Origin of the sequence: Methanosarcina horonobensis HB-1 = JCM 15518 (genome assembly GCF_000970285.1) — an archaeon.
Lineage (GTDB): Archaea > Halobacteriota > Methanosarcinia > Methanosarcinales > Methanosarcinaceae > Methanosarcina > Methanosarcina horonobensis.
On record NZ_CP009516.1, the window covers coordinates 1634203 to 1650718 of the forward strand.

Here is a 16516-nt window from a genome sequence, read left to right on the forward strand (position 1 = left end):
ACAATTTCTTCTCTATGTGTTAACGCCGTGAACCTTATCAACTTATAAATAAAATGTTATGTCATATAAGAACCACTTGTATATAAAGAGAAAATATGAAAACCGATAACAATAGCCCACTAGTTCCTCTAAATTTCTCCTCTAGGGATTCACTGTTAAATGCTAATTCTGAATTAATCGGACAGCTGCAGGATAGACTAAAAGCTAAACGTTTCAGGCCTCAGGAAGGAGATGGTACAAAACTTGCGTATATTAGGGTATACCTCCAAGCTCTTCAGGTCCAAAATACAATTCTAAAGGATACTGAACTAGACGAAATCAAAAACGAAATCGAAGAGCTCAAAGAAGCTTTGAAATGTCAATCTAAAAGTAAAGCATGAATTAAAAGAGCTCGCTTTAGGGGCTTAAAATATGAGATTGCAACAGATGAGAAGGGAAGTACAAGAGCTCAGGAAAGCCATAATACCACCAAATAGATCAAGCGAAAATTTATTGCCCACTCCTGAGTTCTTGCGATGCTCTAAAGAGCTTGAGATGGCACAGGCAAGATCTAGGCAGCGGTTAATAGATAATGGAATATCTGAATCCGAACTACTTGAACGCGAACGCAGGGGCTTAATCTGTGATGCTGAAGTCATGAAAGTACGTCATAATTTGTTAAGGGCTGCATGGAACGCAAAAAATTTGGATGATCCACAAATAAAAATTAATTATCTTTTCGATTGCCCGGTAGAGGTTGAGAATTACAAAAAAGCATTTGATAAAATGAATGCGTTATTAAACAAAGATAGAACTCCTGAAGTTGTTAACGCAGAGAAAGAATTATTTCAAATAATGCAAGACGCAGGTAGATGAGGTTTTATTATTGTCAGTCTACTCTGTAAAAACCATTTTTTAATAAATCTTTAGCATAGTTTTTGTATTTTCGGTTGTATACTGCTACGCAGTTGACGATTTCAGAATAAAATCTCTATACTTTTATGTCAGAAGAATTTAAGTATTGATGTCAATGCTAACCTAGCAAAGAGAAATATGATCGGTACAAATACATAAGAAGAATTTGATGCTGAAATTTAAAGACTGGTGAATAAATGACCCCTGAACTTGTTAAATGTCCTCGCTGCGGGTACAAGTACCGCACAGATGTAAAAAAAGTTATTGAAGACGGGGAAACTGTTGCAGTACGCCTCGGATTTTCTGATATTAAAAAGCTATTAAGCCGAAAAACTACCAAAAGCCTGAATTTAGACCTTATCTGCCCCAATTGTAAGAAAGAATTTGAATGGAAAGTGAAAACGTGACTGAGGAAGAGGTTGAGAGCACAGGTGATGAGGAAGATATTCCTTTTATTCCTACCGAGCCCAATTCTTTCTGGAAGAAGAATGCTGAAAAGATAGTAGGGGAATCTATTTCGGTTGTGGAAGATACGGCAAAACAGTTTGTTGTCGTCACAGGGCTACTTCAGGGGATCTATTTTCACGCAATCACATTTTCTGATATCAAAGGTACAGGGGGATACTCGACCTTAATATACATGGCTCCTCTTATTCTATGGTTTTTGAGCCTTATTTTTGCAGTGATGGTTCTTCTCAGGAATAGATACATGATTAACATAAATTCTACCAGTGACTCAAAGGAAAAATTCGAGGAAATGGTAAACACTAAGTACACGTATATCCAGATTTCAGGTGGGTTCTTGGTTCTCAGTTTTTTGGCACTAGCTATTGCTGTTTTGCATTACTTGGATATTGTCCCTATTGGGACATCGTGAGTTGATATCCTTTAATTTTGTATTTTAAGTTCCAAGCTTTATCTTTATTAAACAAACTTAGCCTTTTATAGATATTATCGGATTTATAGCAGCCTCTATTAATTTTTCAGATATGTTTTATTATACTTAATTTATAATATCTGCTTTAAATTTATTATGTTCAAATAGTGGTTGGTGGTTTTTTGGAGTATTCTCCTCTCTATTTTCAGATTACCCGATCCCTGAATTTCCTTCTTATCCTATCATGCCTCAATTCTGGAGGATGGGGATGTTGTAGCAAGCAGTGATTTCGAACTCAGACAAGATTTGAGACTTCATCAGGTGCTTAAAAGTATAGAAAGGGCAGTTACTGAAAGTCCAGAGGAATCAAAGAGACAGAACGAGAAAATATAATCATGGGAAGTAAGGGAGAGAAGAGCCAAACATTGAATTTGAGAAAATGTTCTACAACAGAGTGCTTTCTAAAGGACTCAGCGATTATTTCAACAAATCAATAAGGAAGTTCAAGGTAAAGCATATTGAGGAGTCGTCTTTTACCCTTGATTTAAAAAATTTCTAAATATTTTCCACCATTTTCTATTTTTCTCCTCCCTCATTTCCGCTGTTTTCCTCTCAGCCCTCAGCCCAATTTTTTCTTCCCTTTTTTCCTCCATTTTTCCTTCTAATCTTTCAATATCTTTTCTTGCCATCTCTATATATGGAGATCCTAACTTCTCAAATATTTCAAACGCAGTGGAAGAAGCTTGAATGGCAAGTTTATATTCTTCTCTCTTTTCGTATATTCTCCCTATCTGCCCTAATGTTGATGCAATTCCGCTTTTGTTCCCCAATTCTTCAAACATTACCAGTGCTTGGTTAAACTTTTTCATCGCTTCTTCATAGTTGCTCTGATTCTGATGAATCATTCCAATCGCGTGCAGAATTGCTGCAATTTCCCCTTTATCTCCCAACTCCTCTTGAATTTTCAGTGCTTGGTTAAACTTTTTCACTGCTTCTTCATAGTTGCGTTGATCCTGATCAATCATTCCAAGCACGTGTAATGTTTTCGCAGCTCCATTTTTATCCCCAAGATCTTCAAAATATTTCAGGGCTTCATTTAAATTTTTCGCTGCTTCTCCATAGTTTTCCTTCTCTTCATGAATAATTCCAAGTATGAAAAATATCTGTTCGATTTCACTTTTGTCTCCTAGTTCTTCTTTAATTTCCAGAGATTGGTTACATAATTTCACTGCATATTCATAGTTTCCCTGGAGATAATGAATTTTTCCAAGCGCGTACAGTATTTGTGAAATCTTACTTTTGTCCCCTAATTCTTTAAATATTTGTAGAGAATGTTTTAACTTTTCAAATGCTTCTTTATAGTTTCCACAATGCTGATCAATCAATCCAAGCTGGCACATTGCTACTGCAATTCCGTGTCTGTTCCCCACTTCTTCTGCAATTTCCAGAGACTCGTTATACTTTTTGATTGCTTTTGCATATTCATTCTGAAGATAGTAGATATTCGCAAGCTTGTAAAATGCTGACCCAATTAAGTATTTATTCCCCAGTTCCTCTGCACTTTTTAGAAATTGGCTATAGTTTTTAATCGCTCCTTCATAATCTCCCTGGTCCTGATGAATAGATCCAAGCTGGTCTGATGTTACTGCAATTCCACTTTTGTCCTCTAGTTCTTCAAACATTTTTAGGGCTTGGTTATAATTTTTTACTGATTCCTGCAAATCACCTAGAATGTAGTGAATATTTCCAAGTTGGTGTAATGTATCAGCGATTTCTTTTTTGTTTCCCAGCTCTTCAAATTTATCCAGACACTGGATATAAATTCTCCCTGCTTCTTCATAATTTCCATGTAGAAAATGAATATTTCCAAGCCTATCAAGCGTCGTTGCAATATCACTTATGTTTTTTAGTTCCTTTTTAATTTCTAAGGATTTACTATAACTGTCTATAGCCCCTTCATAGTTATTTTGTTTAAAATTCGCTTCACCGAGACGATCTAATAATTCCATGATTTCTATTTTGTTTTCAACTTCCGGATATATTTTTAGAGAATCTTCATACATACTTACTGCTTCTCTGTAGTTACCTTCTTTGTAGTGGATCCTTCCAAGCTGGTATAATATTTTTGAAATTCCTCTTCTGTCTCCTATTTCTTTTTTTAATTTCAGGGATTGTTTATACATTTTTGCTGCTTCTTCATATTTCCCCTGTGAATAATTTAAATTTCCAATTTGGAGCATTGTTATTGAAATTCCGTATTTATTTCTCATCATTTCTGAAATTTCGAGAGATTGGTAATAGTACTTTTCTGCTTCTTCATAATTTCCTTGATCCTGATAAATCATCCCAAATGAATGAAATACTTCTGAAATTCCACCCTTATCTCCAAGTTCCTCAAATATTTCCAGAGCTTGGTTATACTTTTTCATGGCTTCTTCGTAATTTCCCTGATGATAATGAACGCTTCCAAGCTGGTAAAGTGCTCCTACAATTATATCCTTGCTTCCTATATCTTTTTGAATTTCAAGAACTTGGTTATATATATTCATCGCTTCTTCATATTCTCCTCTATGCTCATGGACTATTCCGATATGATTCAATAATAGCGAAACTCCTCCTTTGTTTCCTGACTCTTCACATGTATTTTTTGCTTGGTTATATATTTTATATGCTGTTTTCACATCTCCGAGACGATCAAAAATCATAGCAAGGGAAACTTCAGCGACCATTTTTTCTTCATCAGAAACTGTTTTAATGGATTCATTCAAGAGACTCATTGATAGTTCAATGTAACCCCAACGGATTAGAGCATCTACAATTGTTAATACAATATGAGAGGCACATTCCCATTCCTCTGCTTGAAAATAGTAATCTCGCGCTCTCAGAATATCCCATATGTTTTTATTTTGATCTGCAAGATTTTCGTAATATTTGGCGGCTCTAAGAAGTAACTTCTTTTTATCCAATGTTTCTTCTTTCAGCTTATTCTGAGCGAAATCTCTAACAATTGTATGTTCAGTATAAACTTTTCGATTATACACTTCTTCCTTTGAAAATAAACCCCGTTGGATTAGTTTCTGCAGTAGTTCTCCAACAAAAGGACTTTCATCAATTTCATCTCCTATAATCCACGATAAAGCTTCAACAGTGACTGCTTCTTCATAAACTGAAGCGTAAAGAAAAAGTTTTTTAGTATCTGAATCCAGTTTCGAAAAAGATTTCTCCAGTAGAGTAAACTCAATTAATTCCTTTTTCAGAGATTGTAGGTCCAGTAGTAAGTCATCTACACCTTGAACAGAAGCAAGCCTTGCAAACTGTCCAACTGCCCAGGGGTTTCCACCTATTACATCATAGAGCTGCTTCTTTTTCTGGAGATCAAGAGTTGCAAGTTCATTATAATTATTCATCAGCCAGTTAGTCTGAGGGAAATGGAGTTCGGAAAGAGAAATATGTTCAATGCTTTCAGACAGCTTGCTTTCCATAGGATCGAAATCATAACGAGATGTTATGATGACTTTTGTATTGCTGATGGTGTTGTTCAGGAGGTACAGAATGAATGCTTTAAGTTCAGGGTTTTGAATTTCATTCCTGTCCTCGCTCAAGCAGTCTTCAAAACTGTCGAATATTATTAAGAAACGAAAATGGTTAAGTATACCTACTAGTACAGAGCTTTTAACCTCAAAAGATACCTGCTGATTGATAATCTGGCTAAGCTCATACCTTCCGTTCATTATAAGAAAGTCGTTTACCTTAGTAAGAATATCTTCGGGTCTGGTACTCGAAGTACATTTCATTCCAAAAGTTCCGTCAAAGTACTCACCCATCTTTTGCTCAAATCTGGTTGCAAAAGCAGTTTTCCCTATACCGCCAAAGCCATGAATAATTGCAGCTCTTTTTAAATCGGACTTAAAACATTTTTCAAGAATATGAAGCTCTTTTCTTCTGGCAACAAAACCCTTGTTCATCCTAGGTATATCTAACAATAACTTAGGTTTTATTGCAAATTCTGTGGGCTCTGGTTTAGAGTCTTTCACTTGTATACAATTATAATCTGATAGGTACAGCACCGGCGTTCCAAAATCAAAGCCATTACTCTTTTCCGAGATATTTATTTCAATCCGGGCTTCTTTTAAAGCAAGGTCTACAGTTTTTCCGCTTGCAATTGTCTTATAAAAAACAGATGCAAATTTTATTGCTATATCATCAAGTACTGAATATTGCATTGCCACGACAGCAGGAATTCCCTTTTTGGAAAGCATACTGGCTACATCATCAAAAGCTTCTTTATTTGAGCCTTTGGCCGATTCACAAGAACTAAGAACTACAAGCCTTATACCCATGTCTGAAAAGAGCTCAGCAAGAGTAATATTGTCTTCAAGCTTTGCTTTCCTGTCTTCGGTCTCGAGTATAAGATATCCTTTTCCATCAATGTTAGTCCCGTGTCCAGTGAAATGCACTATGTGATAGTTTCGCTCATTCAAGTAATTCTGGATGGTTTCAACAGTCGCGTCTTCTGTAAAATCCACTCTTATCTTATGGTCTCTTTGGAGCTTGTCCACAGCTTCTAGAATGATTTTCTGTTCTTTTTCAATGTTCAGGGGAGTAATCTTGGTATCATCTGGACTTGAGATTACTACAAGCATTCGGAGAATGGAATCCAGAGGCTTAGATTCTGTCTTCTTTATCCCAACCGGAAGCCTTGAGAGCAAAAACCTTCTCTTTGTGATTAAAAAGTCATCTTCGTCGTGGAGATATTCCCATGGTAATGCTGCAATATCAGGAACATCTTCACCGAATCTCATGGAAATCCTGAGCCCACAATTTTCATCCTGTGATTCTCTGGAACGTTTGTCGAAATAATCTCCCAGTTCTCCCGAAAATACAGTATTGTACAACATTTTTCCAAATTCTATATGAGTTATCTCCTCAGGCTGAGGTCTTGGAACTATAGCTTTCTTCTCAAGTTGATCCAGCATTTGAATAAGTTTAAGATCATGTCTGAGTTCAAAACTCTGAGTAACTTTAGTATCTCCGTTTTCCAAAATTGAAGCCCTATATAGATTATGTGAACCTTCAGGTTCTTTTGTAATCTGCAGATCAAGAGAATAATAGTCCAGAATAATCACCTTTTCAGAAAAAAACGTCTGAAATTATCAAATTTATAGTTATTGTTTCTTGCCCGAATTAAAATATAAAAGGAAATTGTTTTCTATGAAAAACAAGGTATAGATAAAAATTTTAAGCTGACAATCTGGTCACAGGGGAAAGAAGAAAAAAATGAAAACTGAATAACCCTCTGCCCTTCTTATCTCGGAAAATGCAATAGAGTGAAAATAAATCTCTTGAAGCAGCCCCGTAGCAACAACAAATTGTTTTGCCGTATCCTTTACAGCCGAAATAGATTCTCCAACAAGCTTTTCAGCGTTCCTCTCCCAGAAAGGATCGGGTTCGGCGGGAACAAAAGGAATTTCTTCCTCACCACCCTCGCCTTCAATTTTCCTTTCAGTCACACCTTTACTTCCCACTCGAATTATTTCTTACAATTGGGGAAGGCAATGTCTATATACTGACTTTTAGGAGCTCTTTGCCTGAAATCTTATTAATACTAGGAAAATCTAAGCGCACTACAACCGTTTCACCGTCTTCAACAATTTTTTTCTGTATCTGAGTAATATTTGTACCAACAAAAAGGGCATTTGATGAATTCAGAAATCATCTTTCAGCAGCCTCAAATACACATAAAATTCTTCTTTTCCTATTTTATCTCGTAACTTGGAAAGGTATCCTACAACAATTTCCTTCTTTGGTGAATTCAGTTGCTTGAAGATTGAATAAGAATTGAGATAATTCTTGAGAGCACTATAATATTCTTCCTTTTCTACATCTATTATTCCTATACTAAGCAGTGCAATTGCAATCCCACTTTTGTTCCCTAGCTCATTAAATTTTTCCAGAGACAGATTATACTTTCTTACTGCTTCGTCATAGTTTCCCTGACGATAATGAATCATTCCAAGCTGGTGCAGCGTACCTGCGATTTCTTTTTTTTGCCCTAACTCTTCTGCGATTTTTAGAGACTGGTTATACTTTTTCATCGCTTCTTTGTAGTTTCCCTGGTACTCATGAGTCATTCCTATCTGATGGAGTATTTGTGCAGTTTCGCTTTTGTCTCCTAACTCTTCATTAATTTTTAGGGCTAGGTTATATTTTTCCGCTGCTTCTTCATAGTTGCCTTGAAGAAAATGAATATTTCCAAGCCCGTGCAGTGTTTGTGTAGTTCCCCTTTTGTCCCCTAGCTCCTCTTTAATTTTTAGGGCCAGGTTATATTTTTCCACTGCTTCTTCGTAGTTGCCCTGATTCTGATAAATCACACCAAGCTCATGCAATGTATATGCAATTCCGCTTTTGTCTCCTAACTCTTCATTAATTTTTAGGGTTTGGTTATACATTTTAACTGCTTCTTCGTAGTTCCCCTGATCCTGATAAATCACACCAAGCTGGTGCAATGTACTTGCAATTCCGCTTTTGTCTCCCAGCTCCTCGTCAATTTTTAGGGCTTGATTATACATTTTAACTGCTTCTTCGTAGTTCCCCTGATCCTGATAAATCATACCAAGCTGGCGCAATGTACATGCAATTCCGCTTTTGTCTCCCAGCTCCTCGTCAATTTTCAGGGACTGTTTGTATAATTTAAATGCCTCTTCGTAGTTTCCCTGATCCTGATAAATCACGCCAAGCGCATGAAGAACTGCAGCAACCCCTTTGTTATTCTCCCTTTTCTTAAATTTATATTTGAGGTTATTATATAATTCCAATGCTGTACTTAAATCTCCAATGCGATGATAAATTGTCGCAAGGGTATACTCGACATTTAATTTTGTATCACCTGATGTCGTATCGATAGAATCGTTTAACAGGCTCATTGCAAGTACGATATATCCCCCGCGGATCAGATAATTTACTGTATTTTCTACAATTGCATTTGCACTTTCCCACTCTTCTGCCAGGAAGTAGTAATCTCGCGCCTTCAGGTAATCCCAGATGTTTCGAATTTGAAAAAACAGATTCTCATAGTATCTGGCAGCTCTGATGAGAAGTTCTTTTTTGTCCAGTCCATCTTCTTCGAGTTTCTTCCGTGCAAAATCTTTTACAATGGTGTGCTCAAAGTAAACATTCTTGCCGTTATCCAGTTCTTTTGAGATGAGACCCCATTGAAGGAGTTTCTTAAGAGGTTCTCCTACAGAAGAACTTTCATCTTTTTCATCTCCTATAATCCAGGATAATGCCTCGATTGGAATGGATTCTTCGTAGATTGAGGCGCACTGGAGCAGTTTTCTTGCTCTTTGATCCAGTTTGGAATATGACTTGTCCAGCAGGGTGAACTCGATAAGCTCTTTTTTTAGGAGTTGAAGGTCCAGCAGTAAATCGTCCACTCCCTGACTGGAGGCAAGCACTGCGAATTGGCCTATTGTCCAGGGATGCCCTCCTATGGCATCGTATATTTCCTTTTTCTTTCTTATTCCCAGATATGTCAGTTCCGTAAAATTATTCATTAGCCACATTGTCTGAGGAAAATAGAGTTCAGGAAGGGAAATATGTTCGATTCCTGAGGCTAGCCTGCCTTCAAGGGGATCAAAGTCATAGCGGGTTGTAATAATAAATTTTGAGTTTCTGGTTGTGTTGTTAAGGAGATACTGGATGAATGTTTTAAGTTCGTGGTTTTCAATATCGTTCCTGTCTTCATTCAGACAATCTTCAAAGTTGTCGAAGATAACAAGGAACCTTATCTGATTCAATATCGTAACCAGTAAAGCAGTTTTAACTTCAAGTGGGATTTGCTGGTTCGTGATCTGGTTCAGCTCAGGTCTTCCCTTCATCAGCAAAAAGCTGTTGAATTTATTCAGGACATCTTCGGGTCTTGTTGTAGAGGTGCATTTTATCCCTAAGGTACCCTCGAAGTAATAACCCATTTTCAACGCAAGTCGAGTTGCGAGTACGGTTTTTCCAATACCACCGAAGCCGTGGATGATTGCTGCCCGTTTTATTTCGGATTTGAAGCCTTTTTCAAGAAGCCTGAGTTCTTTTCTTCTGGCAACAAAGCCTTTTTCCATAACCTGCAAATCCAGCATCATATTCGGCTTGAAAACAAATTCAGAAGGATCCGGTTTTAAGTCCCCTACATGAACGCAATTGTGGTCTGATAAATATAGTACCGGAGTTGCAAAGTCAAATCCGTTGCTCTTATCCAAGTTCCTCATCGCGATCCTTGCTTCTCTTAAAGCAAGATCAACAGGTTTCCCACTTACAATTGTTTTGTAAAAATTGTACGCAAACTTTGTGGCGACATCATCAAGTACGGAATATTGCATAGCTACTACAGCTGGTATTCTATTTTTTGATAGCATACTGGCTAAGTCACCGAAAGCTTCTTTGTTCGAACCTTTAGCTGATTCACAGGAACTGAGCACAACAAGCCTTATGCCTATGTCTGAAAAAAGATCTGCAAGGGTTTTGTTGTCTATAAGCTTGGCTTTTCGGTCTTCGGTTTCAAATACAAGGTGTCCTTTGTCGTTTATACTTATTCCATGTCCTGTGAAATGTACTATGTGATAATCTTGCTCGTTGAGATAGCCTTGGATGTTTTCAAAAGTGGCGTCTTCTGTAAAATCGACCTTGATTTTCTGGTCTTTCTGAAGTTTGTCTAGGGCTTCAAGAATAATTTCCTGCTCTTTTTCGGTGTTTAAGGGTGAAATTCCGGGATCATCCGGGCTTGAAATTACTACCAGCATTCGGAGAATGGAATCCAGAGGCTTAGATTCGGTTTTCTTTACCCCTGCCGGAAGCCTTGAGAGCAAAATACTTCTTCTGGTAACTAAAAAGTCTTCTCCATCGTGTAAAAATTCCCATGGTAGAGCTGCAATTTCAGGAACATCATCATTTAATTGTATAGAAACCCTAAGTCCATAATTTTTCTCTTGTGCTTCATTAAAATGTTTATTGAAATAATTTCTCAGTTCTCCCGAAAATACAGTATTGTACAACATTTTTCCAAATTCTATATGAGTTATCTCTTGAGGCTGAGGTCTTGGAACTATAGCTTTCTTCTCAAGTTGATCCAGCATTTGAATAAGTTTAAGATCACGTTTGAGTTCAAAACTCTGAGTAACTTTAGTATCTCCATTTTCCAAAATTGAAGCCCTATATAGATTATGTGAACCTTCAGGTTCTTTTGTTATCTGCAGATCAAGAGAATAATAGTCCAGAACAATCACCTTTTTAGAAAAAAAGTCTGAAATTATCAAATTTATAGTTATTGTTTCTTGCCTGAATTAAAATATAAAAGGAAATTAATTTTTACGAAAAATTAGGGATGAAAATAAGACTCGAAGCCTATAGCCTGGTCTATATTGAAAAAAAAGAAAATGCGACAAAGTAAAGTTACATTCTAAGCGTAAAAAACGTAAAATTTATTAATCTATGCTTAATTCACTCTCTATATAAGTCCATAGATTCCAGAGATTAATCATTAATTCACTTCAATAAAGCCTTGTAGCTGATTAATGAGGGTAAACATAAGAAAGCCTCAACAATGAATAAGCCACAGATGCTACATTGGAGGTACTTAACCTATGTTAAATAGTATGTTTCTTGATAGAGAAGAGTACATTGAGTCTTTTAAATCTAATCTCAAAAATATAGACAAAAACAGCTGTAAGGTTTTATTTTATTATGGTATTTCTGGAGTGGGAAAGACTGCTCTAATGAAGAAATTATCAACAGTAATAGAGGAGTACAATTCTCTCCAGCATTCTATAGAAATTCTATGGGAAGAGATGAATTTAGCAACAACCCCTATGGAAATAGACACTTTCTTATTTGCTTTAAGAGACAAACTTAGTAGAAAATATAAAATTGGTTTTCCTTTTTTTGATATTGTTCATGCCATTTATTTTAAGAAAGCTTATCCTGATAAGCGGTTGAAGAATGAAAATTATTTTTTTTACGATGAAAATAGTATTATGGGCGGAATTAAGGCTATAAATCTCATAGAGACACTAGATACAATTTCACAAAGAAAATTCCAAAGAGAACTTACAAACTATTTTGCAAATTTCTCTCTCCAATTTAATCACTTACAGAATAAACATATAGAAGAATTGTCTAAGTTACCTTATAAAGAGGTTGATGAAATAAAAAAATCTTTGCCATTTTATTGGGCTTTAGATTTCTGTGAGCATCTTTTACGAAACTCAAAGCCTGCTGTTATTTTTTTAGATACATATGAAGCTCTCAGAATAAATTCCATAAAAAATCTAGATTTTTATATAAGTGAGGACTGGTTAAGAGAATTTATATCCAGTACCCCTTATACAATATGGGTCATTTGTGGGAGAGATGAGCTTAATTGGAAAGAGTTCGATGCTAGGTTTAAATGTATAATTGAAAAATATAAGCTTACTGGGCTTTCAGAAATATATTCTCGCAAATTGTTAAGTCACTATCAAATTGAAAGCAAAGAAATTCAAGACAAGATTTTAGACATTAGTGATGGTATTCCAGGTTATTTATCGATCTCTATTGATTCCTATGATGAGATTATAAGAACTGAAAATCGCTTACCCACAATACGTGATATATCTAAAGCATCTCCTTTAAATATAGAAAATATTTTGCAATATTTGACACCATCTGAAATTGAGCTTATTGAGATTCTTTCTATACCTAGATATTGGGATTATGATCTAGCTAAAAGTTTAACTGATGAGTTTAATATCAGTTATAGATTAGAGGATTTTCCTACGTTATGTAATTTTTCCTTTGTAATCGAAAAGACGAAAGATAAATGGTTTATTCAGCAAACAATTAGAGACAGCTTATTGGATTATATAGGGGTAAATGTCAAAAGAGAAGTAAATGCTTTTTTACTTAAATATTATAGCCGCAAACTAGAAAACCTCGACATCAAAAAAATTACCTTCGAACACGAAACTGCTCTAACAGAGTCTTTTTACTATGCAAAAGAGATTCTAGATGCTGAAAACTTATTAAACTGGTTTATCAAATATTCAGATACGTTTTACAGAGCTTCTTTCTGGCAATTGATTTCTCCAATGTATGAAGAAATATTATCAATTCTTGAAACTAATCTTGGTTCAGAGCATCCATACGTTGTAAATACTTTGGATATTTTCGGAGGCATTCTTCAGAGACAGGGAAGACTTAACGAAGCAGAAAAAATGTTCAGAAAATACCTAAAAACCATGGAAAGCATGGACGAAGAAAAATCTCAACCAATTGGTCTAAGAAGTCTGGAAAGTGAACTTTACGAAGACGGAATATTAGAAAAAACAGTAGAGATATTTAATGAAAACTTAAAAATCAATGAAAAAGTTCATGATTCAAAACCTCAGTTAGCTATTCTGAATAAGTTAGGAACAATTCTCAAAGATCAAGGCAAGTTGTTGGAAGCAGAAGAAACACTTCTAAAAAGCTTGAGTATAGCGGAAAAATATGACGACTCCAAATCCAAGTCAATTATTCTCAACAGTTTGGGAAGCATTCTTCAAAAACAGGGTAAATTGAGGGAAGCAGAAGAGATATTTAAACAAAGTCTACGTATTGCAGAAAAGCTCGATGATTTTAACTCCCAGTTAATTATATTTTTCAATTTGGGAAGTACTCTTGAGAAACAAGGTAGATTGAGGGAGGCAGAAACTACTTTTCAAGAGAGCTTGCATATAGCGAAAAAACTCGATGATTCAAAATTTCTGTCAATTATCCTGAACAGTTTGGGAAGCATTCTTCAGAGACAGGGTAGATTGAGGGAAGCAGAAACTACTTTTCAAGAGAGCTTGCATATAGCGAAAAAACTCGATGATTCAAAATTTCTGTCAATTATCCTGAACAGTTTGGGAAGCATTCTTCAAAAACAGGGTAAATTGAGGGAAGCAGAAGATATATTTAGAGAAAGTCTACGTATTGCAGAAAAGCTCGATGATTTTAACTCCCAGTTAATTATATTTTTCAATTTGGGAAGTACTCTTGAGAAACAAGGTAGATTGAGGGAAGCAGAAACTACTTTTCAAGAGAGCTTGCATATAGCGAAAAAACTCGATGATTCCAAATTTCAGTCAATTATCCTGAACAGTTTGGGAAGCATTCTTCAAAAACAGGGTAAATTGAGGGAAGCAGAAACTACTTTTCAAGAGAGCTTGCATATAGCGAAAAAACTCGATGATTCCAAATTTCAGTCAATTATCCTGAACAGTTTGGGAAGCATTCTTCAAAAACAGGGTAAATTGAGGGAAGCAGAAGAGATATTTAGAGAAAGTCTACGTATTGCAGAAAGGCTCGATGATTTTAACTCTCAATCTATTGCTCTTATCAGTTTGGGTAGCACTCTTGAGGAACAGGATAGATTGAGGGAATCTGAAGAGATATTTAGGGAAAGCTTGCGTATTGCGGAAAGACTCGATGATTCTAAATCCAAGTTAGTTGCTCTTAATAGTTTAGGAAGTATCTATCAGAAACAAAGAAGGTTTAAGGAAGCAGAAAAAATATTGAGGAAATCATTGAGTCTCGCACAGGAAATTGACGATATAACTTCTCAATATCTAGCATTGAACAATCTTGGAAGGATGTTTAAAGAGCAGGGAAAACTCAGAAAAGCCCTTCTATATTATCAGCGGGTACTTGAATCTCGTGAAGAATTGTTTGGATCCGAACATCCAGACGTCGCTACTACACTTGACGATATTGCTGATCTTTATGGAAGTATGGGAGAATACAAAAAAGCCCTCCAGTTTTATCAGCGCTCACTTAAAATTAATGAAAAGGCGCTAGGTCCACAACACCCAGATTTTGCAACTACATTAGATAATCTTGCTGGTCTTTACGGAAAAATTGGGGAATACGAAAAATCACTCAATTTTTATCAGCGGGCTCTTGAAATCCGTGAAAAGATATTTGGACCTGAACATCCAGAAGTTGCTACAACACTTGACAATTTTGCGGGTCTTTATGAACATATGAGAGAATATGAAAAAGCCCTCCTATTTTACCAGCGAGTTCTTGAAATCCGTGAAAAGATATTTGGGCCAGAACATTTAAAAGTGGCTACTACGCTAAACAATTTAGCTAGGATATATCACCAAATTAGAGTCAGATCTAAAAGAGATTCGAAATCTCTTTATGCTGATTGTGAAACTATACCTCCCATCAAGGAAATTATTCTAGAGAGATATAGAGATTATCCAATAAACAAAAATTTCTGTTTCGGAAAGGTAAACCTCTTTTGCGGAGAAAATGGAAGTGGTAAAACATCTTTACTTGAGGCAATTGAATTATTAGTTTGTGGAAATAATTTGAGAAATCCAGCAAAACCTGATAGATTAACTTCTATAAAAGTGCGTTATGATGGTAGATCTTATTTTGAATCTTTAGATTTAGATAACAATGAAATATTCAAACTAAGAGACTCTTATTGGTATAACAACCGTGATCAGGAAAATAATAATCTTTGTCTGAGTTTCAACAGGTACAATTTCTATAATACAGATACGTCATTTAGACTATTTTATGAAGAATCATCAGGGGGGCTCAGAGAAATATTTGAGACTGTAGCTTTAGGCAAAGATATAAACAAAATTGAAAAAAAAATTGATGCGTATAAATCTATAATTAAGGCAGAATTGGACAGACAAAAGAATACTCTTCTTGAGTTTTCGAATATAATAAACAGAGAAAAAGATAACATACAAAAATTAATTAATATAAATAGAGAGTATAATAATGATGTCAATTATTCTCTTCAAGACGATATTCTGGAACTTGAGTCAGAGTTTCAAGCTTTTTGTCAAGTTTATAACGAGTTTAAAAGTCAGAGTGTCGATCTCTACTCTATTGATGATCAATTCCAAAATATTAAATCACAATTTTATGACTTCAATAAAATCTATTTAGAACTAAGAGACAAAGACCATTATAGTAATTTTTTATCAACAATTAAAGAAAATGTATCCATCATCAAACAACATATAGAAAAGATAGAAAAAATTAAGGAAAATAATGAAAAGCTACTGCAAGGACACCTTACAATTGAAAATATCCAAAAGAATTACAGTAAAGAAACATATTTCCTCGATTTTTTAAATGAGAATAAAAAAGAGATATTTAAAATATTTAGTGTTATTCATTCGCCTGAAGAATTTGATGATATTGATTTCGATAGCGACTCAAATATAATTTTAAAACGCAAAGATTCTTCTGAATTCGCAAATTTGTCTACAATAAGTACTGGACAAAGATCTGCATTGGCACTATCTATATTTTTGTCGTTAAATAAAAAATTAACGAGGGGTCCTCCTTATCTAATTTTTGACGATCCGGTCTCCTTTATAGATGATATAAACACTTTATCTTTTATTGACTATTTGAGGGAGATCGCATTACAGACTGATAAGCAAATATTTTTTGCCACCGCAAACGAGAACTTAGCATTTTTATTTTCTCAAAAATTTAAATTTTTAGGTGACTCTTTCAAGGCTTACAAACTAACCCGAAAAAGAGATGTATTGGATTTGAGATCATATGACATTGATAAAGAATCTAAATTAAAAACGAGTGAAATCAGAAAGAAAACTTTAGAAGTTAATGATTTTTCGCCACTTGAACTGAACTCAAATATTATCTCTATTAAATGGAATAATTCTGATACACTGCCTTTCTAAATATTTTTCATTTTGG

The 16516-nt window shown here is 35.2% G+C and carries 8 protein-coding genes; 5 read left to right on the forward strand and 3 right to left on the reverse strand.

Annotated features, from left to right (window positions below):
- The first annotated feature begins 95 nt into the window (after window positions 1-95).
- From MSHOH_RS07265 to MSHOH_RS07280, 4 genes are all read left to right on the forward strand, one after another.
- The gene (locus MSHOH_RS07265) at window positions 96-380 is read left to right on the forward strand and encodes a hypothetical protein (protein ID WP_048138526.1); all 285 of its coding nucleotides are present in this window, start codon (window positions 96-98) and stop codon (window positions 378-380) included.
- 31 nt (window positions 381-411) lie between these two features.
- Window positions 412-855 carry a hypothetical protein gene (locus MSHOH_RS07270; RefSeq protein WP_048138528.1) on the forward strand — a complete coding sequence of 148 codons (444 nt, stop codon included), beginning with the start codon at window positions 412-414 and terminating at the stop codon, window positions 853-855.
- A 236-nt stretch (window positions 856-1091) separates the two neighbouring features.
- Complete coding sequence (locus tag MSHOH_RS07275) at window positions 1092-1301, forward strand: hypothetical protein (protein ID WP_048138530.1); 210 nt, start codon at window positions 1092-1094, stop codon at window positions 1299-1301.
- On the forward strand, window positions 1283-1771 hold the full coding sequence (locus tag MSHOH_RS07280) for a hypothetical protein (RefSeq protein ID WP_048138533.1): 489 nt from the start codon (window positions 1283-1285) through the stop codon (window positions 1769-1771). The genes MSHOH_RS07275 and MSHOH_RS07280 overlap by 19 nt, the downstream gene beginning before the upstream one ends.
- A 533-nt stretch (window positions 1772-2304) precedes the next feature.
- Here MSHOH_RS07280 and MSHOH_RS07285 read toward each other — a convergent pair.
- The 3 genes from MSHOH_RS07285 to MSHOH_RS07295 form a co-directional block, all read right to left on the reverse strand.
- Window positions 2305-6897, reverse strand: a complete 4593-nt coding sequence (locus MSHOH_RS07285; protein WP_048138534.1) for a tetratricopeptide repeat protein — start codon at window positions 6895-6897, stop codon at window positions 2305-2307.
- A gap of 129 nt (window positions 6898-7026) precedes the next feature.
- Window positions 7027-7281: a hypothetical protein gene (locus MSHOH_RS07290; protein ID WP_158024076.1), complete on the reverse strand. Its 255-nt coding sequence runs from the start codon at window positions 7279-7281 to the stop codon at window positions 7027-7029.
- Window positions 7282-7476: 195 nt separating this feature from the next.
- Window positions 7477-11043, reverse strand: a complete 3567-nt coding sequence (locus MSHOH_RS07295) for a tetratricopeptide repeat protein (protein ID WP_162197614.1) — start codon at window positions 11041-11043, stop codon at window positions 7477-7479.
- Between the two features lie 357 nt (window positions 11044-11400).
- Here MSHOH_RS07295 and MSHOH_RS07300 point away from each other — a divergent pair, with 357 nt between their 5' ends.
- On the forward strand, window positions 11401-16500 hold the full coding sequence (locus MSHOH_RS07300) for a tetratricopeptide repeat protein (protein ID WP_048138544.1): 5100 nt from the start codon (window positions 11401-11403) through the stop codon (window positions 16498-16500).
- The last annotated feature ends 16 nt before the right edge of the window (window positions 16501-16516 follow it).

Excerpts from the sequence above, each read along its gene's own strand:
- MSHOH_RS07265 (WP_048138526.1), top strand. The coding sequence starts at position 96 with ATGAAAACCGATAACAATAGCCCACTAGTTCCTCTAAATTTCTCCTCT.
- MSHOH_RS07300 (WP_048138544.1), top strand. The coding sequence starts at position 11,401 with ATGTTAAATAGTATGTTTCTTGATAGAGAAGAGTACATTGAGTCTTTT.
- MSHOH_RS07280 (WP_048138533.1), top strand. The coding sequence starts at position 1,283 with ATGGAAAGTGAAAACGTGACTGAGGAAGAGGTTGAGAGCACAGGTGAT.
- MSHOH_RS07270 (WP_048138528.1), top strand. The coding sequence starts at position 412 with ATGAGATTGCAACAGATGAGAAGGGAAGTACAAGAGCTCAGGAAAGCC.
- MSHOH_RS07275 (WP_048138530.1), top strand. The coding sequence starts at position 1,092 with ATGACCCCTGAACTTGTTAAATGTCCTCGCTGCGGGTACAAGTACCGC.